The sequence below is a fragment of the Companilactobacillus heilongjiangensis genome (assembly GCF_000831645.3).
GTDB lineage: Bacteria > Bacillota > Bacilli > Lactobacillales > Lactobacillaceae > Companilactobacillus > Companilactobacillus heilongjiangensis.
On sequence record NZ_CP012559.1, the window covers coordinates 2653911 to 2679453 of the forward strand.

General features: G+C 38.5%; 20 protein-coding genes. 14 read left to right on the forward strand and 6 right to left on the reverse strand.

The window, feature by feature from the left end; all coding sequences use genetic code 11:
* The first annotated feature begins 31 nt into the window (after nt 1-31).
* The 7 genes from yidC to JP39_RS11860 all read left to right on the forward strand — a co-directional run bounded on the left by yidC (nt 32) and on the right by JP39_RS11860 (nt 10538).
* Nucleotides 32-874 (forward strand): membrane protein insertase YidC, encoded by an 843-nt coding sequence (gene yidC, locus JP39_RS11830; protein WP_041498946.1) that lies wholly within the window; start codon nt 32-34, stop codon nt 872-874.
* 146 nt (nt 875-1020) lie between these two features.
* Nucleotides 1021-2409 (forward strand): tRNA uridine-5-carboxymethylaminomethyl(34) synthesis GTPase MnmE, encoded by a 1389-nt coding sequence (mnmE, locus tag JP39_RS11835; RefSeq protein WP_041498947.1) that lies wholly within the window; start codon nt 1021-1023, stop codon nt 2407-2409.
* 321 nt (nt 2410-2730) lie between these two features.
* Entirely contained in the window at nt 2731-4626 is a 1896-nt protein-coding gene (gene mnmG, locus JP39_RS11840; protein WP_041499156.1) for a tRNA uridine-5-carboxymethylaminomethyl(34) synthesis enzyme MnmG, read from the forward strand.
* A gap of 483 nt (nt 4627-5109) precedes the next feature.
* Complete coding sequence (locus JP39_RS11845) at nt 5110-7644, forward strand: excinuclease ABC subunit UvrA (protein ID WP_041498949.1); 2535 nt, start codon at nt 5110-5112, stop codon at nt 7642-7644.
* Nucleotides 7645-7658: 14 nt separating this feature from the next.
* Nucleotides 7659-8567, forward strand: coding sequence for a Gfo/Idh/MocA family protein (locus tag JP39_RS11850; RefSeq protein WP_041498950.1), 909 nt, complete (start codon nt 7659-7661; stop codon nt 8565-8567).
* 245 nt (nt 8568-8812) lie between these two features.
* Complete coding sequence (locus tag JP39_RS11855) at nt 8813-10003, forward strand: ImmA/IrrE family metallo-endopeptidase (protein ID WP_041498951.1); 1191 nt, start codon at nt 8813-8815, stop codon at nt 10001-10003.
* Entirely contained in the window at nt 9996-10538 is a 543-nt protein-coding gene (locus JP39_RS11860; protein ID WP_041498952.1) for a DUF4411 family protein, read from the forward strand. Before JP39_RS11855 ends, JP39_RS11860 begins: the two co-directional genes overlap by 8 nt.
* Before the next feature lie 369 nt (nt 10539-10907).
* Here JP39_RS11860 and JP39_RS12705 read toward each other — a convergent pair whose 3' ends face one another.
* Nucleotides 10908-11045, reverse strand: coding sequence for a hypothetical protein (locus JP39_RS12705; protein ID WP_169751892.1), 138 nt, complete (start codon nt 11043-11045; stop codon nt 10908-10910).
* Nucleotides 11046-11058: 13 nt separating this feature from the next.
* Here JP39_RS12705 and JP39_RS11865 point away from each other — a divergent pair, with 13 nt between their 5' ends.
* Nucleotides 11059-12087 carry a chloride channel protein gene (locus JP39_RS11865; protein ID WP_169751893.1) on the forward strand — a complete coding sequence of 343 codons (1029 nt, stop codon included), beginning with the start codon at nt 11059-11061 and terminating at the stop codon, nt 12085-12087.
* A 151-nt stretch (nt 12088-12238) separates the two neighbouring features.
* On the opposite strand, the gene JP39_RS11870 is transcribed toward JP39_RS11865, so the two are convergent.
* On the reverse strand, nt 12239-13072 hold the full coding sequence (locus JP39_RS11870; RefSeq protein ID WP_041498954.1) for a hypothetical protein: 834 nt from the start codon (nt 13070-13072) through the stop codon (nt 12239-12241).
* A gap of 160 nt (nt 13073-13232) precedes the next feature.
* On the opposite strand from JP39_RS11870, the gene JP39_RS11875 reads away from it, so the two are divergent.
* Entirely contained in the window at nt 13233-14570 is a 1338-nt protein-coding gene (locus JP39_RS11875) for a Na+/H+ antiporter NhaC family protein (protein WP_041498956.1), read from the forward strand.
* A gap of 122 nt (nt 14571-14692) precedes the next feature.
* Here the strand turns inward: JP39_RS11875 and nagB are convergent, their stop codons facing one another.
* Entirely contained in the window at nt 14693-15397 is a 705-nt protein-coding gene (gene nagB, locus JP39_RS11880) for a glucosamine-6-phosphate deaminase (RefSeq protein ID WP_041498957.1), read from the reverse strand.
* Nucleotides 15398-15576: 179 nt separating this feature from the next.
* On the opposite strand from nagB, the gene JP39_RS11885 reads away from it, so the two are divergent.
* The 3 genes from JP39_RS11885 to JP39_RS11895 all read left to right on the forward strand — a co-directional run bounded on the left by JP39_RS11885 (nt 15577) and on the right by JP39_RS11895 (nt 17767).
* Nucleotides 15577-16425, forward strand: coding sequence for an alpha/beta fold hydrolase (locus JP39_RS11885; RefSeq protein WP_041498958.1), 849 nt, complete (start codon nt 15577-15579; stop codon nt 16423-16425).
* Nucleotides 16426-16609: 184 nt separating this feature from the next.
* On the forward strand, nt 16610-17425 hold the full coding sequence (locus JP39_RS11890) for a hypothetical protein (RefSeq protein WP_041498959.1): 816 nt from the start codon (nt 16610-16612) through the stop codon (nt 17423-17425).
* A 24-nt stretch (nt 17426-17449) separates the two neighbouring features.
* Nucleotides 17450-17767 (forward strand): MazG nucleotide pyrophosphohydrolase domain-containing protein, encoded by a 318-nt coding sequence (locus tag JP39_RS11895; RefSeq protein WP_041498960.1) that lies wholly within the window; start codon nt 17450-17452, stop codon nt 17765-17767.
* Nucleotides 17768-17776: 9 nt separating this feature from the next.
* Here JP39_RS11895 and JP39_RS11900 read toward each other — a convergent pair whose 3' ends face one another.
* Nucleotides 17777-18328: a hypothetical protein gene (locus tag JP39_RS11900; protein ID WP_041498962.1), complete on the reverse strand. Its 552-nt coding sequence runs from the start codon at nt 18326-18328 to the stop codon at nt 17777-17779.
* 733 nt (nt 18329-19061) lie between these two features.
* Between JP39_RS11900 and JP39_RS11905 the strand changes: the two genes are divergently transcribed.
* On the forward strand, nt 19062-19622 hold the full coding sequence (locus tag JP39_RS11905; RefSeq protein WP_041498963.1) for a cysteine hydrolase family protein: 561 nt from the start codon (nt 19062-19064) through the stop codon (nt 19620-19622).
* On the opposite strand, the gene JP39_RS11910 is transcribed toward JP39_RS11905, so the two are convergent.
* Both JP39_RS11910 and JP39_RS11915 read right to left on the reverse strand, forming a co-directional pair.
* A complete protein-coding gene (locus JP39_RS11910) occupies nt 19619-21691 on the reverse strand; it encodes a HelD family protein (protein WP_041498964.1) in 2073 nt (690 codons plus the stop codon). The genes JP39_RS11905 and JP39_RS11910 overlap by 4 nt on opposite strands.
* 142 nt (nt 21692-21833) lie before the next feature.
* Nucleotides 21834-23861 (reverse strand): KUP/HAK/KT family potassium transporter, encoded by a 2028-nt coding sequence (locus tag JP39_RS11915; protein ID WP_041498966.1) that lies wholly within the window; start codon nt 23859-23861, stop codon nt 21834-21836.
* Between the two features lie 491 nt (nt 23862-24352).
* On the opposite strand from JP39_RS11915, the gene JP39_RS11920 reads away from it, so the two are divergent.
* Entirely contained in the window at nt 24353-25528 is a 1176-nt protein-coding gene (locus JP39_RS11920; RefSeq protein WP_041498967.1) for an ammonium transporter, read from the forward strand.
* The last annotated feature ends 15 nt before the right edge of the window (nt 25529-25543 follow it).

Sequence of the window (25543 nt, forward strand, 5' to 3'; positions counted from 1 at the left end):
TACAAAATATTAATTAACTATAGGTGCAAAAGTGAATAAGAAAAGCTTAAAGAAATACATAGGTGTTGCTCTTTTACTTAGTGTTGTCTTGGTTCTAGCTGGATGTTCAAACCTAAATGAACCAATTACTAGTCACAGTAGTGGATTCTGGGATCACTATATTTTATATAGTTTCTCTCAATTCATTCTTTGGTTAGCTTCATTGGTTCACAACAGTTATGGTTGGGCAATCATTATCTTCACAATTATTATTAGAGTTATTCTGTTGCCACTTAACTGGTTCCAAATCAGAAGTATGAACAAGCAGATGAAGATTCAGCCGCAAATGCAGGCCCTTCAGAAGAAGTATTCAGCTAAAGATACGGATACACAACAGAAGCTACGTGAAGAGACACAGAAGCTATATAGTGAGGCTGGAGTGAACCCAGTTGCTGGATGTTTACCATTAGTTGTTCAGTTGCCTGTTATGTTCGCCCTCTATCAAGCCATTTATAAGACCACACAATTGCGTGATGGTACATTCTTATGGATGCAACTTGGTAAAGCCGATCCATATTACATCATGGCTATCTTGGCAGCGGTATTTACTTTCTTAAGTACATACATTTCAAGCTACTCACAGCCAACACAAAATGCGACGACAAAGATCATGACTTGGGTCATGCCAATCTTTATCTTCGTACCAGCATTAACATTCCCATCAGCTATTACAATTTATTGGGTTATCACTAATGCGTTCCAAGTTCTTCAGACATTGGCTTTCCAAAACCCATTCAAGTATCGTCGTGAACAACGCGAAGCTGAAGAGGCTGAGAAAGAAAAAGAACGTCGTCTTAGAAAAGCTAAGAAGCGTGTCTATAAAAATCGTAAATAATTGACAATCGTAAAAAATGTCGTTAAGATGTTTTAGAAATTGTTCATATATTTTATATATAGAAAAGTAGTCAAGGTGCTTTTCCGTCACTAAGTGGCGGATTATGCACTTTTTTTATGCTCAAAAATCGAGAAAGGGAGCTTATTATGCCAAGTTCAGTAACTGAATATGACACGATAGCAGCTATCTCAACTCCTCCTGGGGAAGGTGCCATTTCCATCGTGCGTCTGTCCGGAGATCAAGCTGTTGAAGTTGCTATGAAAATTTTTAAAGGTCGTGATTTGACTAAAGTTGCCAGTCACACCATAAATTACGGACACATCATTGATCCAGCTGACGGTTCATTAGTCGATGAGGTCATGGTCTCAGTAATGTTGGCACCAAAGACTTTCACCCGCGAGGATGTTGTTGAAATTAATACCCATGGGGGTATAGTTGCAACGAATAAAGTTCTCCAACTATTGTTAGGTTACGGTGCTCGTATGGCCGAACCAGGTGAGTTTACAAAACGTGCCTTCTTAAACGGTCGAATTGATTTAACACAAGCCGAATCAGTTATGGATTTGATCCGTGCGAAAACTGATAAAGCTATGCAAGTGGCCGTCAATCAATTGGATGGTAATTTACATCATTTAATCAGTAATTTACGTCAAGAAATCCTCGATTCCTTGGCTCAAGTAGAAGTTAACATCGATTATCCAGAATATGATACTGATCAGATGACAACTAAATTGTTATTAGAAAAAGCTCGACTAGTTAGTGGCAAAATCGACAGTCTATTGAAGACAGCTGACAGTGGGGAAATCCTTCAACACGGTTTAGCTACAGCGATTGTTGGGAAACCTAACGTTGGTAAATCAAGTTTATTGAATCGTCTTTTAGATGAGGAAAAAGCTATTGTAACTGATGTTGCCGGAACGACCCGTGATGTCGTTGAACAGTACATCAATATTGACGGTGTGCCTTTGAAGTTGATCGATACAGCCGGTATCCGTGATACTGACGATAAGGTCGAAAAAATAGGTGTTGAACGTTCTAAACAAGCCTTGAACGGTGCGGACTTAGTAATCCTTGTATTGGATTCAAGTCGTGAACTAGAGGATGACGATATTGAGTTATTGGACGCAACTGCAGATAAGAAAAGAATCGTTATTTTTAACAAGAATGATTTGATGCCCGTTATAACGCCGAACTCAGTCGTGCAATTAAAAGCTGACGATATTATCTTGCAAACTTCAGCCATCAAGAATGATGGTATTGAAACTATTAAAGATACGATCAGTAAGATTTTTAACTCCGGAATTGAAGATAACAGCAGTAACGTGATTATTACGAGTGCTCGTCAAGCTGGCTTGCTCCGTAAGGCTAAAAATAGCCTCAACGACGTTATTTCTGGAATTGAAGCAGGAATGCCTATCGACCTTGTACAAATCGATATGACAGCTTGCTGGGACACTCTCGGTGAAATTACTGGTGAAAGTTATGCGGACGAATTGATTACACAATTGTTCTCGCAATTCTGTTTAGGAAAATAACGTATTGTGCTAGTTAAGTATCCCGTCTACAGAGCTGGAAAATATTCTCTAGCTGTGCGGACCGGTCCGAGCCAAAGTACGGTCTCGAACCTCGGTTTGAAGCCTTGACATAATTCGTCAAGTCTCCAAACACGCCCGGTAGCAAAAAGACGGGTGGTCCCGTCCTTTTACTACTTTCACAGCACACAAATATTTTCCAGCTCTTCCGACTAATTGATCGTTAATAATTGAGTATAAAATTATTTAAATTATTTTAGAGGACGAAATATTTGTAATAGATTATCAACTAACATCATGCATAAATTAGGTAAAGGTGAAGAAATGGAAATTAAGGAATTTGACTCAGAAACTTATGACGTTATTGTCGTAGGTGCTGGCCATGCAGGTTCTGAAGCTGCTTTGGCTGCTGCCCGAATGGGTGAAAAAACATTGCTCGTAACGATCAACTTGGATATGGTGGCTTTCATGCCATGTAATCCTTCTGTTGGTGGACCTGCTAAAGGTATCGTTGTCCGTGAAATTGACGCTTTAGGTGGCGAAATGGGCCGCAATATCGATAAGACATATATCCAAATGCGTATGCTCAATACTGGTAAAGGTCCCGCCGTTCGTGCGTTACGTGCCCAAGCTGATAAGAACATGTATCACCGTGTTATGAAAGATGTTTTGGAAAACGAACCTAATTTGACTCTTCGTCAAGGAATGGCTGAAAAGCTTATTGTTGAAGATGGCGTCTGCAAGGGTATCGTTACAGCGACTGGTGCAAGATACCACGCTAAATCAGTTGTTTTGACTGCTGGTACTTCATCAAGAGGTAAGATCATCATCGGTGAATTGATGTATTCATCTGGTCCAAACAACAGTATTCCTTCAATCAAGCTTTCAGAAAATCTTGAAGAGAATGGTTTCAAGTTGACTCGTTTCAAGACTGGTACGCCTCCACGTGTTAACAAGAATACAATCAACTTTGATGAAACAATTGAACAACCTGGCGATAAGGAACCAAACCATTTCTCATTCGAGACACCAGATTCTAGTTACCTTCAAAATCAAATTTCTTGCTGGATGACTTATACAAACGCTGATACACATAAGATTATTCGTGAAAATCTTAATCGTGCACCAATGTTCTCCGGTGTTATCAAGGGTGTTGGCCCAAGATATTGCCCTTCAATCGAAGATAAAATCGTCCGTTTCGCTGACAAGCCAAGACACCAAATCTTCCTTGAACCAGAAGGTAGAGATACACAAGAGTATTACGTTGGAGACTTTTCAACATCAATGCCAGAAGAAATTCAATTGAAGATGGTCCACTCCGTTGCTGGTCTAGAAAACGCTAAGTTGATGCGTCCGGGATACGCCATTGAATATGACGTTATCGAACCATGGCAATTGAAGTTAAACCTTGAAACTAAGGTCGTTAAGAACCTCTTTACTGCCGGTCAAATGAACGGAACATCAGGATATGAAGAAGCAGCTGGCCAAGGTATTATGGCTGGTATCAATGCAGCGTTACGTGCCCAAGGCAAAGATCCATTTATCTTGCGTCGTGATGAAGCATATATCGGTGTTTTGATCGATGATTTGGTAACAAAGGGAACTAACGAACCATACCGTCTACTAACAAGTCGTGCCGAATATCGTTTGATTTTACGTCACGATAATGCCGATCTTCGTTTAACAGACTATGGTTACAAGTTAGGCTTGATCAATGATAAGCGTTATGACGCCTTCAACATCAAGCGAGACACCATTAAAAAGGAACTTGACCGTCTTTCACATAAGATGATTACACCAAAACAAGCATTACCATTCTTGAAGGCACATGATTTGAAGCCATTAAAAGATGGAATTTTGGCTGATCACTTCTTGAGAAGACCAGAAGTACACTACTCAGATATCATTGACATGGTCGGTGAAGCTGATTTTCCAGTTGATAATCGAGTTGCTGAACAAGTTGAAATCGCAACTAAGTACGACGGTTATATCAAGAAGGAACAAATGCGTATCGAACGATTGAAGAAGATGGAATCAAAGAAGATTCCAGACCGCATCGACTATACTAAAGTTGATAGTTTGGCTACCGAAGCCGTTCAAAAACTCAGCAAGATCAATCCTCAAACAATTGCCCAAGCAAGCCGAATCAGTGGAGTAAATCCAGCTGATATTGGAATTTTGAGTGTTTATATTGAACAAGGGAAGATTGCGAAAAAATAGAGAGTGGAGACAGGGCGGTCAGCTCCCGAGCATTTTCGTATTTAAGTGAATTGCACGCTTGTTTTGCGGGCGATTTACTTAAATATGAAAAGCGGAAGGAGTTGCCCTGTCGGAACTCGTTTTAAAATAAGAGAGTGGAGCAGGCCCGGGAATTTCCGAGCATTTGCATGACTTCACGAATTATCCGCGTACTTTGCGGATGATTTGGGAAGTTAGGCAAAGCGGAAGAAATTGGCCTGCGGAACTCGTTTTAGAGCCACTGCATATATAAGACTAAGAAGGCTATAATCCTCAACAAAAGAGGGTTATGGTCTTTATTTTTAAGCTTTATATATCAAATGATAAATAAGATACTAAAACTTGTCTTATCGTTATAACGGACAATGAATCCATACCATAACGCCGTTATAACTGACAAAACCTAATCCAAGGCAATACACCCCCGCAATGTTATAATCGACTCATTGATTGAAGGGGGAAATTATGACGATAAGACATAAGAATTACATTCCGGATAACATTGAGGTTACAGGAGCTAAAGCCAATAACCTCAAGAACATCAATGTCGAAATACCACTCAATTCATTTGTAGCAATTACGGGTGTATCGGGTTCAGGAAAGTCTTCCTTGGCAATGGATACGATTTACGCCGAAGGGGCTAGAAAGTATCTCAATGCGTTGTCGACTTACACGAGAAGAAGAATCACTCAAGTAGGCCGTTCTGATGTAAAAGATATTAAGAATTTGCCTTCAACTATTGCGTTACGTCAAAGACCAACCGTCCCCAGTGTCCGTTCAACCGTTGGTACAATGACCGAAAGTTTGAACATTTTAAGATTGATGTTTTCACGTTTGTCATCAGTCGTTTGTCCTAATGGTCACCGATTAGATCCAACGTTGAAAATTTCTGAAGTGATGGATTTACCAGCAGCTGATGAAGCAATGGGGATGATGACTTGTCCAACCTGTGGCGTTAAATTCATGGCTTTTGGAGCTGAAGATTTCGCCTTTAATTCTGATGGTGCTTGTCCAACATGTCAGGGGACTGGTTTCTTAAAAGATATTGAATTATCGAAGATTATTCCTGATGAAACGTTGTCAATTGATGAGGGAGCAGTTAGGTCATGGAACTTGCCAGGTCGCTCATTACAAAAGGATATTATTAAAGAATTAGGTATTAGAACTGATGTACCATTCAAAGATTTAAATGATCATGAAAAGGACGTTATCGTCAACGGTAAGGAGTTAAAACGAGAAGTTATCGTTCCGACTAAGACAGGTCGAACATTCAAGTTGAATGCTTTGTATGAGAACGCCGTTATAGCCGTTAAAAATAGTCTGAAGAATGCTAAAAATGAAAATGCTGTGAAACGCTTAGAGAGATTCTATTCAGTAAAAATTTGTCCAGATTGTCACGGCAGCCGTTTTAATCCGAAACTATTCAGTAATCAATTAGTTGGCAAGAATATTGCCGAAGTTTCCAACTTTACGATTTCACAGTTACAAGATTTTTGTAAGGATATCATGGCCTGGTTGCCAAGTGATATGCAAGCCTTAGGTAGAAATTTAACTAATGAATTATTGGACTTATTATCACCAATTGACGATTTAGGACTAAATTATTTATCGATTTCACGAGCTGGGAACACATTGTCGACGGGTGAATTACAACGAATTCAATTGGCACGGACAATACGTAACCAAATGACGGGTGTCCTGTACGTTTTGGATGAACCAAGTGTTGGTTTACATGCGGCCAACGTTGATGGTTTGATTAAGATTTTGCGTGAATTAGTACGCCTTGGTAATTCATTGGTTGTAGTTGATCACGATACAAGTATCATCGCTGCAGCTGACTATGTGATTGAAATTGGTCCCGATTCTGGTGCGGATGGCGGTCGAATTATTAGTCAAGGTACTGTTGACCAAATTGAGGCTGAAAGTGATTCAGTTATCCAGCCATATTTGACCGGTAAAGCTAATATTATCAAGCATCAGCCGGAAAAAACTTTTGAAAAGGGAACTATCAGTATCGCTATTGGCGACCGTTACAATATCCACGATATGACGGCTAAATTTAGCAAGGAGTCATTGAATGTCGTTTCAGGGATGTCCGGATCAGGAAAGACAACCTTGATTTTTGACAGTTTATTGCCAGCGATGGACGATAAAATTGCCGGTGAGCCATTGCCTAAGTTTGTTAAGGATGTCGATACGGCTGATATTAAAAATATCGTTAAAGTTGACTCTGTTCCGATTGGGAAAAATGTTCGTTCAACCGTGGGGACGTATACGAAGATACTGGATCACTTACGGAAGCTATTTGCCGATACACCTGCTGCTAAAGCTAAGAAATTTACACCAACGTATTTCTCATACAATAACAAACAAGGCGCTTGTCCAAATTGTGGCGGTACAGGCGTGATTACATTGGACATTCAGTATTTACCAGATATGGTTCAAACGTGTCCTGTGTGTCACGGTGATCGCTATAAGAAGGATATTTTGGATATTGAATGGCATGGTAAGAATATTGCCGAAATTTTGGATATGTCAGTTAAAGAAGCGGCTGAATTTTTCAAGGATGTTCCTCAGATTGAAAATACACTCGATGTTTTGGTAAATATCGGTTTGAGTTATCTCAAATTGGGTGAGAGTACGCCAACTTTATCCGGTGGTGAAGCTCAGAGAATGAAGTTAGTTACATATATGAAGCGCAGTCAAAAGAACCAATTATTCATCTTTGATGAACCAAGTGTTGGCTTGCATCCAAAAGATGTTGGCGTGTTGCTAGATGTTTTCAATAAATTACTGAAAAAGCACGCCACGATTATTGTGATCGAGCATGATTTGGATATTATTGCCAATGCGGACTATATCAACGATTTAGGTCCTGAAGGTGGCATCAATGGTGGTAAAATAGTTGCAACAGGTACTCCGAAAACGGTTGCAGATAATCCTGCCAGTTTGACCGGTAAGTATCTTAAAGAACATTTACAATTGTTCAACGAATATTAACTTGAGGTGATACTATGGAAAAAATTGGTGTGATTGGTCTAGGAAATATCGCTCAAAAAGCATATTTACCCGTTATGGCAACGTTACAAGACAAGTATGAATGGCATTTAACGACTAGAAATGAAGTTAAAGGAAAAATGCTTGAACAGAAATATGGATTTAAGCATTTTCATCAAACGTTAGATGAGCTGATTACTGAAAAACCTTTGGCAGTCTTCGTTCATACACCAACAGCGACACATTTTGAAATTATCAAGCAACTTTTGAATTCAGGTATCAATGTTTACGTCGACAAGCCAGTTTCTGAAGACTTGGCCGAAGTTGAAACCTTATATAAATTGGCAGCAGACAAAGGTCTCATGTTAACTTGTGGTTTCAATCGTCGTTTTGCACCATTTAATCAAGAATTGAAACAAATAGCGGATAAACGGACTATTGTCTCAGAAAAGATTCGTGAAAAGGCTGTCCAAGAAACAAAGTTTGCCATATATGATCTGATGATCCACTCAGTTGATACGGCAGTTTACTTGATGGACGAAAAGGTTCAGCATGCAAATAATTTTCTAGTTACTAGTGATGGCAATTTGGAACAAGGTTACATTACGTTGCAAGGTGATAAGAGCCAAGTTCAAGTTATAACAAATATGGTTGGTGGCAGTAATCTTGAATTATCAACTGTTCAAGGTTCACAGACACGTCAGGTCGTAACGAATTTGGGCCTATTGCAGACTTATCAAACTGGAAAAATTACTCAAGAGTCTCGTCCGGATTGGGAAAATACTTTAGTGACTCGAGGCTTTGATCCAATTATTAAGGCCTTTCTAGCAGCAGTTTCAAATGAAACTGAGAATCCTGTTAGTCCAGAATCTGCTATTTTGAGTCATAAGTTATGTAACGATTTGGTAAATTCTTTACATAAATAGCCAATTGGACCGCACCACAATATATTGTGACGAACGGATGTTTTTTGTACAATATGTTCCATGTGGAACAATTAAAAGAAAAAGGCTGTAACCTCAAGGGGTTCAGCCTTTTTTGTGTCACAAGCTTGTTAAAGCAGTTTAAATGATGCTTAGTATTGATACAATAAATAGGTTTAATTTCAATACAAGGAAAATAAAATCATGCTAAGATATCAAAGAAGATGACGATTAGAGGAGGTGAGAACATGGTAACTGCAAGAATTGATGTCAAACCAGAGATTCTTCAATGGGTTCAAAATAATACTGGAACTGTTCTGAACGATACTTGGATTGAAAAAATAAATAAGTGGTTAAACAATGACGGTAAGCCGACTGTAAACCAACTTAAGGAATTAAGTAGAAAAGCCCAGATTCCTTTTGGATACTTTTTTCTAGATAATGTTCCTAATGAAGAACTGCCATTACTTAAGTTTAGGACTGTTAATAACGTAGATATAGATAGACCTTCTCGAAATTTAATTGATGTGATTCATAGCATGGAAATAAAACAGAATTGGGTTAGCGATTATCGTAAGCAAAATGATTATCCAACTAGTATTTTTTCCAATGGGTATAAATTAATTGAAAATCTGGATTGTATGAATGAAGAACAAATTGCAGAAAAGATAATGAGTAGTCTAGATTTAAAATTGGGGTGGAATACTGAACTTAAGAATCGAAAAAGCTTTAATTTACTACGAAGTAAGCTTGATCAAGTTGGTGTTGTTATGTACAGCGGCATCGTAGGTAGTAATACACACCGGGCACTATCTCAATCAGAATTTCGAGCTTTTGCTCTGGATGATAAATATGCACCATTAATTTTTATCAATTCAAACGATAGTTATAACGCCATGCTCTTTTCTCTCGTTCACGAATTAATACATATTTGGTATGGGACATCCGAACTGTATAACGATGATTTTAAAAATAATTATCAAGTATTAAACCCTAAAAGCGAGCAAGAAATTAATCATATTAGCGAGAGTATTATTTTTCCGAAAAACTTGTTTTTAGATAGGTGGAAAAGACAAGAAGTAACTGGGATTGATCGAATTAAGAGTGTTGCCAAATATTTTGATGCCAGTCCATTATCTACAGGAATAAGGGCACATCGACTTAGACTTATTAGTCAAGATGATGTCAAACGTTTGAAGACTGAGTTGAATCAGGAATATCAACGCAATAAAAGACATCAAAAGGAAATAGGTGGCGGTAATTATTATGCGACTAAGGCAGCTCAAACTGATTCTGCTTTCGCTATGGAAGTTGAACGTGGTGTTAATAGCGGTAATTTAGGATTTAACAGTGCATTTGAGTTATTAGGTGTCAAAAATAGTACCGCATTTGATCGATTACTAAATACAATTAGGGAAAAGGGATTAGATATTGAGTAACTTAAATTCACACGCAAGGTACGTAATTGATAGCAACTCATTTATTGAGCCCTTTAAACGTTATTACTCGATGGAGCACTTTCCGAGTTATTGGGAATGGATGAAACAATATCTCATTGATAACTCAAGTGAAATTGTTGTTCCCGAAGTTGTATTCAATGAATTGAAAAACTCTAAAGATAAACTTGCTACGTGGATTTCAGCATACGTTGAGCCGGTTGTTTTTAAAGAATATGGTAATGATCCGGCATATTTTGTAGAGTATGGTAAGATCATGAATTACTTGCAGGATTGTGGATTTTATCAACGTCCAGCAATCGATAATTGGAGTCAAGACTGGAAAGCTGACCCCAAGCTTATTGCAATAGCGGCCGCTTATAATTTGAAAATCATTACTTTTGAACAACCAGCTGGTCACTTAGACAGGAGAAATCCAATGAAGAAAGAACCTAAGATTCCTGATATTGCCGATTATATGGGAGTAAGCTGTGTGTCGCTATTCCAAGTTGAGGATGAGCTTAAACTTTTGATATAGGATATTTAATGATTGACTTACGACCAACATTCGTGCAATACTACATAACGGTGCCAAACCGAGGTAAGGGTAGACGGTTGGCGTGCAAGCGTTTGGAAAACCTGTCGCACCTTACCACTGGAGATTTCTACAGATGTGTAGATTTCTCCTCTTTTTTTGTCCAAAATCAGGTCTATTAAAATTATGAAAAAAGCGTTATATTGGAAGTATAAATGCTACGGCATTTATTGGACTTCGAGTCCGTATACACGAGAGTGTAGTAAGTCTTATTCTAAGAATAAGCATTCAGTCGTATCTCTTAGGGGATGCGGCTGTTTTTTTATTTATTCAAGAAAGGGTGAGTGAGATTAAACGAGTAGCGCTTGTAGGTTATGGATTTTTATTGAGTACGATCATTGGTGTGATTGCGGCAGTTTTCCTAATTTTAGAAGGTTTTACTTCAGAACTAGTTTGGTCGAGTAATAATCGATTGCTTGAATCAGTACTGGTAATAATTGGAAGTTTCATACTATATTATTTGTTGAAACGTTGGCCGGATTTGCCAAAAACATCACAGGATTCAATGCGAGAATTAAAGCTTAATAAAACAATTGATTACCATGATGTCTTTTTCAACTTGCTGATAACGTTGGTCATCTTGAGTTTTGGTGCGGGAGTTGGACCTGAAGCCGCATTGTTGAGCGCGATTATCTCGTTGTCAATCTGGCAAGCTGATAAATTACGATATTTATATTTTCAATATGATGAATTAAAAAAACTGCCGTTACATGAAACGCTAAAAAGGTTATTTAATCCGTTCAAATTTCAGCAAAAATACGTCGGCGCTAACGCGCCTAAAATACCCTCAGTGATTAAACAAAAACGAATTTTATATCCAGTTTTTATTGTGAATGGAATCTTGGCCTTTGGTTTATTGATTCGCCAAACTGATCAGCCGTCGTTCATTATTAAACTAGGCCAGTCGAATTGGCAGCTTGTGGATATCTGGATACTGCCAGTTCTGATGGTTGTGGGGATAATTTTCGGAGAACTCTGTAAATTATTCTATAAAGTTTTCCACATGTGGATAAGAAAAAATAATTTACCGTTGGCTTTAAAGGTTGGTTTAGGAGCAATTGTCATTATTCTGATATCTTATCTGGCACCCGATTTATTATTTTCAGGTCAGCACAGTTTAAATCTGTTAATAAGTGGTTGGTCGCATAAATCAGTCGGATTTTTAATCAGTATGGGAATAATAAAACTGCTTTTTCTAGATTGGTGTCTAAATTTCAATTGGCGTGGTGGACATATTTTTCCAATTACGTTTGCGGCAATGATCGAAGGATTTGCTATGGCCCAAATGTTGCCTAATTTTGACCGTTTATTCGTCGTTGCAATCATCGCCACAACGATAATGAGTGAGCTGATATCTCCAGTTGTTGCTGGAATTTTCATTATGTTATTTTTCCCTTTGAAATTAACGCCGATAATTATTTTGGTAGCGATATTAATGTATTTGAAAAATAAGATTGGGTTCAAAAAAAAGAGTGTGACAAAACATGGTTAGCTTTCGAGCATTAAGGCAAAAAAGACGCGTAAATCCAATTTTGGATTGCGCGTCTTTTTTGGTTTAAGCGGGAAAAACTATGTTTTGTTGCACGTTTATACTGCATGTTTAAGGTGAAAATAGTTATGTCACAGCCAATTCTTTATGGATATTATTCAGCATCGTCAGAGTCGGAATCATCGGTATCTGCATCTGAATCGGGATGTTCTTTTTGATATTGATCCAAAGCACGATTACCAGGATAAGAAACATCGCCGTTATCAGAAACAATCCAAGGACCAAGGCCATTATAAAAGTTCCAAGCACCGTCAGCTCGTTCAGCAGTCAAATCTGAAGTGTCACCGTAGCCAGAATCAGCTAGTTTTTGACGGGCCTGGGCCTCAGTTAGTTCAGTTGTATTGGCTGAGTTATCGTTGGCAGGTGCAGTTTGTGAATTGTTTGAATTATCTGAATCATTCTGTTTATCAGAATTATTAGTTTGATTTGAACTAGTATTACTTGCTTGGGTTAGATTATTCAAATCATCATTCGATAAAGTTGAACGAGTGGAGGCTAATTTAAATTTATGGGAATACGTTATAAAACAATTAGTTTGAGCTAGTTCGTTAATATTCTGTTTTTGAAATAGACCAGGTATCTTTTTAGTTTGATTAGGTTTCAAAATCAATATGCCAGTTAAGACAGCTGGTACTTCGTTATCTGTGAATTTTAGCGCAAATTTAGAACGATTAAATCTGATGGTTTTGTCAGTTTTATTAGTGACTTTGGCAGAAATAAAATAACCGTAATCATTCTGGTCGGCCTTGAAGTTGAATTTAACTTTCTTTTGATCGGCCTTTTTTAAGTTTTGGTAATATGTTGTTTTTGCCTGTTTGCGTGATGTTTGTACCGGTGCTGACTGATGCGTTGATTTAGCAGTATTACTACAGCCACTAGCCCCCAATAATAACAAAATTCCAGTTAGTAAAATAAACGTTTTCCTCATATTCGTCTCCCCTATATCTTCATTACAAGAATAAGTTTATCAAAATCTAATGTCATATTGTGGCATTATAACGGTCAATATTGAACTACTTGTCTAATTACGATCGTTAGCTTAATATTTTAAAGGTGTGTTTTAAAGAAATTGATAATGGAGATTCACAATGAAAGAAGCAAAAAAGGGCAGTGTTAAAGGATTACTGCCACTAATTATATTTTTGATTTTATACGCCTTAACTGGTATCGTGTCAGGAAAATTTGATAGTATGCCGCTATTGGTCGGGATGATTTTGGCATCAGTTGTTTCATTTGCTGTCGCTCCTCCCGCTGGTACGAAAAAATTATCTTTTTCAGACAAAGTTATGACCTTCTGTAAGGGTGGTGGGGAGCCAACTCTGATCATGATGGTCGTGATTTTTATTCTGGCTGGGGCGTTTCAAGGTGTTGCCGCAAAGATGCATGCCGTTTCATCGGTGACCAATTTGGGTCTCAGTATTTTGCCAGCTAACATGATTTTGCCCGGAATTTTTGTCATTGGTTGTATCCTGAGTTTTGCGATGGGAACTTCAATGGGAACAATCACCGCTTTGATGCCAGTGGCAGTTGATGTAGCTGTTAAAACCGGCGTCAATCCAGCTTTGATGGCGGGAATCGTTGTCGGCAGTGCCATGTTTGGTGACAATTTATCCTTTATTTCAGCGACTGCCATTGCTTCGGTTCAAACTCAAGGTGTAGAGCAACGGGAGAAATTTAAGCTGAATATTATTACTTACATCCCTGCAATTATTATTAATGTTATTTTATTAGCGATTTATCCAGTTAAAACAGTCGTTTTGAGTGGATCTTACAATTGGAATTTCGTCGATTTGATTCCTTATATCTTAGTAATTGTTCTTTCATTAGTCGGTCTAAATGTTATGCCAGTCATGTTGATTGGTGTTGCATCCGGAATCGTTATTGGCGTTATGCACGGTGATTTCAGCCTAATAGGTTCCATGCAGTATGTACAATCGGGTATGGCTAGTATGGAAGATATCGCAATTATTTCCATTATCGTCGGTGGATTGGTCGAAATAATGAAGTATCTGGGTGGGATTCAATGGTTAATGGATACGCTTGGAAAACAGACTAAATCAAAGCATGGTGCTGAATTTTCTATCGGTGCGTTGGTGACATTATTGTGCGTTGCGACAACCAATAACACCATCGCAATTATTACTGTTGGACCCTTAGCAACCGAAATCGGTCGAAAGTTTAAACTTTCCCGTGCTCGAGTTTCAACACTTTTATCAATGTTCGCGACTCATGTGCAGGGACTGATTCCTTACGCTGGTCAATTGTTGGTTGCCGGTGGGATGGCTAAAATTTCTCCGATTGCTATCGTGCCATGGGTTTGGTACTGTTATTTGATGTTAATCATGAGTTTGTTATTCGTCTTTTTGGATTTTCCTAAGGTAAAGGTAACCCCTGAGACTGGTTATGACCATTTTGAAGAAATCTAAAAAGCTGACCATGTTTTGCTGCATGTTTAAGACAAGAATAGTTATGTCACGTCCCCATCCTATAAACTACAAAAAAAGCCCCGCAGATATTTATCTGCGGGGTATTATTATCAATATTTAAATTATTTAAGTTTTGATGCGGCAGCGTCATCGATGATAAGTGTTACATCAGGGTGATTTTGCAATGCACTTGCTGGGCAGTCTTCTGTAACAGGGCCGTCAACAGTAGCAGCAATAGCGTCAGCTTTGTTTTCACCGTAAGCTAGAAGGATGATCTTCTTAGCTTTCATGATTGAACCAACACCCATTGAGTAAGCAAAACGTGGAACGTCTTTTTCATCTTCAAAGAAACGTGTGTTAGCTTCGATAGTTGATTCTGTCAAACCAACTTTTCTTGTCTTGCCGTCGAAAGGTGAGCCTGGTTCGTTAAAACCAATGTGACCATTTCTACCGATACCAAGAATTTGAAGGTCGATAGGGTTGTCCTCAATAATCTTATCGTAAGCAGATGTAGCAGCTTCAGCGTCAGGATTTGAACCATCGGGTACATATGAATTCTTGAAAGGTTTCTTGTTGAATAGGTGGTCGTTCATGAAGTAGTGGTAACTTTGTTCGTTAGTTGGTTTTAATCCAACATATTCATCCAAGTTAACAGATGTCATGTTTGAAAAATCAAGGTCGCTACTTGTCATTTCGTTGTAAAGTGTGATTGGGCTACTACCAGTAGCTAAACCAAGAACTTTAGCGCCGTTTTCGATGTCGCTTTTAACGATATTGAAGGCTTCCTTACCACCCATTTGTGTATCTTTAACTTTAATTATCTTCATTGTTTAAATCTCCCATCTCTATCTTTCTGGTCTAGTCCAATCTAATTCATTTTCGGAAAATTGTCAATGAAATACGTTCATTAAATAAAAATATTTTAAAAAACGTTAGAAACCATGCAAAATCTTCATAAGTTAGGTATATTTTTAGTATGAGCAAAAAACTAAAGAGGCAGAATAATTTGGAAAAAATATTATCTACATCTGAGGGTAGTGTAAATACAAATCTAATCGGTCCCGTTGATAGCGACAGCATCATCGTCCTTGTTCCCGGGATTAATGGTTCAATTGAGTATTTCAATGACATGATTCCCTATTTAAAGAGTAAATATCAAACAATCGTTGCACTTGATCTTCTTGGTCAAGGTAAATCATCCAATTCTAAGAACGATCACTACACGATCGATTCAGAAGCATGGAATTTATTGGAAGCAATGGCGCGTTTAAAGATAACTAGAAAGTTAGTTGTCTTTGGATATGGCGTTGGTGGTTTGGTTGCCGTAAACATGGCAGAAATGCGTGGCTTTACGATTAACAAACTAATCCTATTAAATACACCAGCTACTGATAAATACGCTGATATGGATGCACATTCATCTGTCGCAAGCATCCCATTGCTAGGCAAACTAGCTAAGTCACCAGTCAAAGCAGGGATGTATTTCGACAAAAACTTTGACCGTAGTAGTTTGAAAGACCCTAAGGTAGTTGATGAGGCTGCCAATAGAGTTGATCACAAAGTGGCTAAGAAGTTGCAAAAGATGTCAGTTGATTATTTGGGTGAAAAGGCTTTGAACAAACGTCTTCGTTCATTCAATATTCCAACTTTGGCACTCTTTGGCGAGGGCGACCAAGTTTTGACTGATAAAGGTGTCAAGGACGCTAAGGCCACAATTGGTCGTGTTCCCGACTTGAAGATTGAAGACATCAAGGGTGCCGGTCATTTAGCTATGATGGAAAAACCTGAAGAAGTCGTTAAAATGATTATTGAATTCGATGAGTCAACAGTTAAAAAAGAAGAATCAGCCGAGTAATATTTGAAAGTGGGACAAAGCATGTTCAACTTCTAGGCATTAAGGCAATAAACCAAGCAATCCAATTTAGGTTGCTTGGTTTATTTTTTTAAGCGGAAAATAATAGATTTATCTTAGTTACGTTTGTTTTTCAGGAATTTATAGTGATAAAATCCAATCAGATAGTAAATCTGGGGGAAAAAACATGAGACAGCTTAGGGTATTGCTAGTTTTGATCGTGGCATTTTTAGGTATTAGTTTTACCACGCAAGTTGTTCACGCTGAAGGCATGGGCGGTCCTAACACGGGCGATTACGTTTATGAAGATCGAGAATACGTCACGAATGAACAATATGGTCAGTTGTCATCTATCAATAATCAAATTTATTCGGGTGTCAGTCCGCAGCGACTGTATATCTTGATTTTTGATAATTCGACCGATGTTAATAGTTTTGTCAAAGCTACTGGCACGTATCCAAAACGTCACGATATAAGCTCGGCAATCGTTGATAAGACTGGGGAAGCTCTCTATGGGCACGACCATTTTTACGATATGGTCATGGACTATGAAGATGGCGGCTCTCTGATGGCTGACAACAATTATTTGATTATGAATTTGAAGGATAATCGAGTCTATTTCAATCCCAGTTTGCAGGCAAGTTTGTACGTGACTGATTTGATGTTCTGGCGTTTGCAGCAAGGTCTCGGTTCGAAATTGAAGTCCAGTGATACTGAGACGAAGGTGTCCGCATTATTTGAGTTAGCCCAACGAATGGGACCAAAATTGGTGACTGTTTCCGAGCACAAAAAGATGTTGAAATCTACCAGTATGGCTGATGTCAAAAGAGTTATAAATAATATCGAAATAATTGTTGGTGCTATAGTGATTTTATTTGTGATTCTGTTGATCGTTCGACACAATAAAAATCATCCAGGCCCCAGTGACCCTAGTTACAGACCAGATTACGATGCTGGCTTTGATGAGGGCTATTATTATGGTTCGCATGATCCGTTTATGTAAAACTAACTTTGAGGAGAAAATATTTTGAATTTAAAAGAACACCAAGCTTGGTTGACTGATTTTTACAAAACTCGTGGTTGGTATCAATATCCGACGTTTATTCATTTGAATTTTATGACCGAGGAAGTCGGAGAGCTGTCCCGTGCCATTCGAGCAATTGAAATTGGCCGTGACCATCCGGGTGAAGCGAAGAAAACTCCAGCTGAGTTGGAAGATAATCTTGAGGAAGAATTAGCTGATGTCTTGGATCAAGTTTTGATGATTAGCAGTAAATATGATATTGACCCTGAAACGCTCTTACAACGCAGTCAAAATAAACTAACGAAGAGATTTCAAAAATAAAAAAGCAGCCTAAGCGGCTGCTTTTTGTTTGGGTTGAGTAATTTTAACTGGTTGAATGACGAACTTGTTCTTTTGTGAACTAGCTACAGGGATGTATTTCTTGCCATCCTTGTAGACGAATTGGATAACGTCATAGTTGTTGTCTAACTTCTTAGCTTCATCAGAAATGATTTTTTGAATGGAGTAGATATACTGTTTCTGATCGTCAGTAGCTTGGCCATTTTGGACGGCTTCGTAAGTCGTTTTGAGATACTTTTGAGTCTGGGTATCGGTCAGTTTAACGATGATAACTGTGTGGGCGTGTTTGCTAGTGCTGTCGTTGATATTGTGTTCCTCTTTGACAGTCACGACTCGACCGTTTTGATTGAATTTTTTATCAAGATTTTTTCTGATTGTCTTGTACTCGTTTCGTGGAGCATTGCTGGAAGATTTGGTGTCACCGCCGTTTTTAGCGGGTGATTTGAGAGTCAGAAATGATAACAGAATAGCAAAGATAACAACACCAATAATGGCAAAAATCAGATGTTTTTGATTGAATGGTTTTCGTTGTTCTTTATGCATAAATTCAAGCCCCTAACTAGTCAATTATTAGGGAGATTATAACATAATCTGATTTTTACTATTGTTTTAATAGGGCGATTAAAATATTAATGGTCAAATTGTCTATTGTTGGACGTTTCCAGGGATGAGCATATATAACCGCTATGCGGACCGGCCCGAGCCAAAGAGCGGTCTCGAACCTCGGTTTGAAGCCTTACCAAAGACCGGTAAGTCTCCAAACACGCCCGGTGGTGTAACGGCTAAAGCCGTAACGCCACAGCCACAGCGGTTATATATGCTCATCCTTTCCAACTAATTATTTTCTGTTATTATAAATGATTATATGAATATTATGATTAAGTAAATATGCAGATAAATTGACTATAACTGACGTTTTCATGAATAATTTCAGTGTATTAAAGATGAAAGTTTGATATGAAATGGCTCAAGTACTGATTTATTTAAATAATCAGAAGTTTTCATTTGATTATCTATAAGTAAAAAATAAATTAGTTGGAAGAACTGAGAGTATTCATATGCAGCGAAAGTGGCGTTATGGCTTTAGCCATTACACCACCGGGCGTGTTGGAGACTTGCTGGTTTTGCAAGGCTTCAACCGAGGTTCGAGACCGTTCTTTGGCTCGGGCCGTTCCGCGCAGCAGATGAATACTCTCAGTTCTGGAAACGGCATGTTTCAATAAACTTTTATTCTTTAGTAGTGTAACCAAATTATGAGAAGAAAGTAGGAATTACTATGTCTTCACAAGCGTTGCTGATTATTGATTATACGAATGATTTTGTCGCTGAAAAGGGTGCCTTAACTTGCGGTAAACCTGGTCAGGAGATTGAATCTGAAATTATTCATTTGGCTGAAAAGATGCACAAGAATGGTGATTGGGTTCTTTTGCCAACTGATGTGCACAAGCCTGATGATCCTTATCATCCGGAAACAAAACTTTTTCCGACCCACAATGTTCGCGGTACTTGGGGGCGTGAATTGTATGGTGGTTTAAAGGAATGGTTTGATACTAACAACGATGATGAAAAGGTTAGACTGTTTGATAAAACCCGTTACAGTGCCTTTGCGGGAACTGATTTGGATATTCGCTTACGTGAACGCAAAATAGACACCGTGCATTTAGTCGGTGTCTGTACTGATATTTGCGTGCTACATACGGCGGTCGATGCCTACAACTTGAATTATCACATTGTTGTCCATGAACAAGGCGTAGCGTCATTTAATCAAGCTGGCCATGACTGGGCATTGGATCACTTCCAAAATAGCTTAGGGGCTGAAATAGTCACTTCTATTTAATCAGTAACGGAATTTATAATGAGTGTTTTTGAAGCTCTTGAAAAAGCCGTATAAATACGATTTTCACCAAATTGAGAATCAAGATAATATTTCGAATTAGCATCGGCAATAATGACGTTGTCGAATTCCAATCCTTTGGCCAAGGTTAAAGGTAAAACTACAATTCCAGATGCAGGCAGTTTCTCGGCAGTGTTGCCCAGAACTGTCTGTTTTATTTTGTCGTGAATTGCTTGGGCTAGGTTGAGATCACTCGTTACGATGGCTGAAAGTTCGTGCTTATCAAGTGATTCAACTTGTAAACTTAGGCTAGTAATTAGGTCTGAGAAATCTTTATTTTCAACGTGCACAGGTTCTTTGCCGCCGGTTTGAATAGTATTGATTTTTTCAAGTAAATCGGGTGCGCCATGCTTGATAAAGGCAGTTGTAATAGCACCACTTGAACGATAACTAGTATATAAATTTCTCTGCGTAACGGTGATATTATGTTCTTCAAATAAGTCTTTCAAGTTTGTGAATGTTAAAGGATGATTGGATTCTAAGATTGATTGAAATTGGTCTCCTACCAAGGTCCAATGAGCTTTGGGAAAGGCGGTCAACAAGAATAATATTTGGTCCAAAGAATAGTCTTGGATTTCGTCAATCATTACAAATCTAAGACGTTTCTGCGCTAGATTCAATAGTTTTAAACGAGTGAAAGTATAGTCCAAGTGGTTGATTTGTTGGGTATTCAGGGCTGATTTAATGATCTGAGCAATATTCAGCCAATCTTTTTGATCAATCTGTTTCAGAAGTTGGCGATTGCGCCACAGCAACATTTTTTTAGTGGCTTTTTGAACGGCAATATCAGAACTAGGCGAAATTAAGCGGCCAAAGATTTTCTCTTGCTGAGAGTCAGTTAAGTCTGATAGTTCAGCTTGAACTTTGCCATTTTTAGAATCATGCTCAATTTTTGATTCGATTTCATCTGTTAAAATTGAGGATAACGCCGTTATACGCTTAGTCAAAGACATAGTTTTCGGTGTTTGGTCGAAAAATTGTTTAATATCTTCCTGACTGAAAATAGTTATATCGTTCAATTTAATGTTTTTGAAATCAGTAGCTGTTAGCGCCAAGTTATCTAACTTGCTAGCCAATTCTTGAACGTGACTAGTTTCAGATTCGAAGGAAATTGATTTACTGATAAACGTGGTCATTAGTTGATTGAAGGTCATTTGTAACGGCGATTCCTCACCAAGACTGGGAAGAACTTGGTTAATGTAGTTAGTAAATAATGTGTTTGGGGTTAGAAGCAACATGTCGCTTGAAACTAGGTTGTCACGGTAACGGTAAAGTAAATAAGCAATTCGTTGCAAGACAACTGATGTCTTACCACTACCAGCAATTCCGTTCACAAGCAGAGCAGTGCTTTTAGTATCACGAATAATGACGTTTTGTTCCTGTTGAATCGTTGCAGTGATCGAACTCATCTGGCTGTTTTTGTTCTCTTGTAAAGTCTTAACCAATAATGGGTCTTGAATGGCAACGTCGGTGTCGAAAATATCGTCTAAAACGGCGTTATGCAATAGAAATTGTCTACGAGTAGCAACCGTCACATTAATTTTTCGTTCGTTGGCGAGATAGTGAGTTTTACCGATTTTGTTGTTGTAATATAAGTCAGCAATTGGTGAACGCCAGTCGATTATCATTGGTTCTTCCGGTGTTGGTGAAAATCCTGCAGAACCAATGTAAAAGGGAATTGATTCGGTTTCGTCAGGGTATTTCAAATCAATTCGAGCAAAATAAGGCGCCGGTAACAAACGTGTCACGCTTGATTTGGTATTTTGAAGTTGGGTCTGCTTGTTATTGAAAGAATCAATCTGCTTATTCATCGTTTCAATTGCAGCGAAGGTATCTAAATTGTCGGCGTAACTGTCAAAGTTTAACGCTGTTTCTTTACCGGCAGTTTTTTTGAAATTTTTCGCCTGGTTAGCGTTGTCTGACATTAGTTTTTCAATACTATCAAGGGTTTCTTGGAGTGTCTGGTGAACCAGAGTTAAATGCTTTTGTTCCAATTTGAAAGAATTATCCATAACGATACCTCCTGTATATTAGGTATCTAATAGTAATACGTAAAATCTCTAAATAACAGTCTTGTAATGACACTAAAAATCTTTCATAATATATATGAGGAAAGAATCAAAGTAAAAAGCGATCGCGTATGCGGTCGCTTTTTTAGTTCTTAGATTTAACGCTGTTCTTAATTTCTTTCTCAGCCAGATATTGGTCATAGTGGCTACCAAGAAAGAGGGGAACCTTCTCTTCGACAACATCGCTAAATTCCAAACCATACCAAAGTGTTGGTGGAATAGTGATATTTTGAAGCAACAGACGGCCACCAATCAACAATCGATCGATACTGCGCATGTATTCTTGGGCACCTAAGTCTTGGAATTGTTGGTTCTGAATGACGAATTTGAAGGAACCAACGCGCCGTTTTGGTACCATTGAATAATTTGGCGTTTGATCGTCGATAATATCCTTGTTTAGCAAGCTATTGATGATCTCACGAATGTAAATATTGACGTGTTGTGATTTTTTGAAACCTAGATTGATTGTAACGTTGACTACATTTCGAGTGTGCATCATATCCACGGTATATGTGCACTCATAAGGTGAACCAGTTTGATTGACGGTGATAAACCAGTAGACTTTGGCACGTTTAGGGTCCTGGTCCAAAATTGAGTAAATGACGGAGCGTTTGATGGAATAATCAGGGCCCATTTTTAGCATGTAGACCAAGTTAGTGGCATAAGTTGGATAACCCTCATCCTTGCTGAGTTTCTCAAGTTGGGGAATGAAATCCAATAGAGAAACATTCTCACTTTCAGCCATATAGGCATCACGGCGCTTGTTACCAAAGTACCAAACAATCATTACAAAGAGAATGACCATCGTTATGATCACCGTTACATAGCCACCATGTACAAACTTGATCAGACTTGAAAGTAAGAAGAGACTTTCGAGGGCAAAGAAGGCAGCTAGAAAGATATTGGCGAACAATGGATGCTTTTTCATAATTAAGAATTGGTGCAGCAAAATAGTCGTCATAAGCATCGTCAAAGTGATTGCCAGACCGTAAGCTGCTTCCATATGGTCGGAAGTACGAAAGCCCCAGACAACACTGAGGGTAATCGCACAGAGCATCCAATTGACAGTTCCAATGTAAAGTTGACTCTCAATTTTGCCTGGAAATTTCACTTTTAATCTGGGCAAAATTTTTAGACCGATGGCTTCTTGAACCAGTGTGAATGAGCCAGTTATTAAGGCTTGTGAGGCAATGATGGCAGCTAATGTAGCGATAATAATAGCAAAAATTTTAAACTTGTCAGGCAACATTTGATAAAAAGGATTGATCCCGAAAATCTTGTTGTATTGCGGATTTTGATAGTTAGAAATGACCCAAGCAGCTTGGCCCAAATAATTCAACATCAACATCAAACTGACAAATGGCCATGTGGCGTAAATATTATGTTTACCGACCTGACCCATATCAGCGTAAAGTGCCTCTGCACCAGTCGTAGCAAGAAAGACGCTGCCGAGAATGAAAATACCAGCCTTGTTGACGGGACTGAACAAAACTTTGATGGCATAAACAGGTGACAAGGCTCTTAAAACGCTCAAATCAGTAGTCAGATTGAGTAACCCAGCGACACCGATAAAACTGAACCAGATGAGCATGATGGGGCCAAATGATTTACCGATTCGCTCAGTACCAAACTTTTGAATTACAAAAATGGTCAAAAGAATCACCGTTACAATTATTAAAACGACGTTTTGGCTATTTGAAAATACTAAATTGCCGAATTTCTGTCCTTTGATACCTTCAATTGCTGACGTAACGGTCACTGCGGGTGTTAAGGTGCCGTCAGCTAGTAAGGCAGATCCACCGATTAAAGCTGGAATAATAAGCCATTTACCTTTAGCTTTTACTAAAGCATAGAGGGCAAAAATACCACCTTCTTTGTTGTTATCGGCTTTCATGGCAATCAAAACATATTTAATTGTTGTAATAAGCATTAGGGTCCAGAAAATTAGCGAAACGCTACCGATGATGTATTCAGGTTTCGCATCAGCCATCGTTCCAGCACTGTTGATAATGGAATTCATAACGTATAACGGCGAAGTTCCAATGTCGCCATAGACTATGCCGAGGGTTATCAACATACCCAGGGTAGATAAGGATAACTTTCTTTTTTCCATGCTTGTCTCCTTAAAACAATTTCCGTTTAAAGTATGCCGTCTCAAGAGTGATTTTTTTGAAATTGAATGTAGTTTTAAATGAAGTTCAGTTGTTATTTTCATTTGAGCTGAATTCCGTTGGATTATTTTAAGTAACAAAAAATCAATAAGTCGGAAGGACTGAGCATATTTACCCGCTGTGGGTGTGGTGTTATGGCTTTAGCCATTACACCACCGGGCGTGTTTGGAGACTTACCGGTTTTTGGTAAGGCTTCAAACCGAGGTTCGAGACCGTATTGTGGCTCGATCCGGTCCGCATAGCCGGTAAATATGCTCAGTCCTGGAGACGGCCACTCCGATTAACCATTTATTCAGAGCCTATTATAAGATTTTTGGTTAAATTTAAAAATGTTTATGATTATTCAGAAATCATATTGGTATACATGAAATAAAAAATGTAATACAATACCGAAATTAAAGAGAAGACTCCATACGAAAAGAATGTGATATTTATGAATGTAGTATTTATGCTTATCTCAACGATATTGGTCTGGTTGATGGTACCAGGGATTGCGGTATTTTACAGCGGTTTTGTACCACATAAAGATGTCACTAGGATCCTCTTCGATAGTTTTCTGATGTTTGGTTTGGCCGGTATATTGTGGATCACAATAGGCTTTCCAGCTGTTTTCGAAGGTGACCATTTTGGAATAATCGGCAACTTTCATCACCTATTCCTGTCAGGGATAGACTTATTGTCTACTTATGGCACGACGAAATTACCAACATCAGTTTATTTACTATTTCAAATGATGTTTGCCATTTTGACGCCAGCACTTTTCTTAGGAGCCGTTGCTAGTCGGGTGAAAATCAGATTTATTATTTTATTTGTGGCGTTATGGTCTTTATTGATCTACTATCCTTTGGCTCATATCGTGTGGTCATCGAGCGGATTTCTAGCCAAAATGGGTGTTCTTGATTTTGCTGGTGGAACCGTTATTCATATCAATGCTGGAATCACTGCTTTAATTTTGGCAATCACATTACGAGAACCTTATAAATATAACAACGAACAGGCTAATGGCAATCCGCTGTGGATTTTAATGGGAACCGTTTTGTTATGGCTTGGATGGTACGGATTCAATGCTGGCAGTGCTTTGAATGTTAGTTTTCAAACTATCAACGCCTTTTTCACAACCACAGTCGCTGCTTGTGCTTCACTAATAACTTGGATAGTTCTGGAACAGTTTTTCAAAAGTAAGGTAACCCTCAGCGGTATTTGTACCGGAAGTATCTGTGGGTTAGTTGGGATTACGCCGGGCACTGGGTATGTGACAGTTTTCGGTTCGGTCATTATCGGAGTAATTTCAGCCGTGGGTAGTTACTACTTCATGAATTACCTAAAATATCAATTGCATTTAAATGATTACCTCGACATCTTCGGATGCCATGGTGTCAGTGGGATAATCGGTTCAATCTGTGTCGGATTATTTGCTACTAAGTCGGTCAACAGCAGCGTTATAACGAATGGCTTATTCTATGGTGGTGGTCTAAAACAATTGGGATTGCAACTGTTTGGTGTGATTTTCACGATTGTATTTGTTTCAATTGTCGGCATCGTTATCGTTCAGGGTTTGAAGAAAGTCTTGAAGGATGATGTTGGAATTAGAGAACTAGAATTGGCTTAAAACCAAAAAAGACTA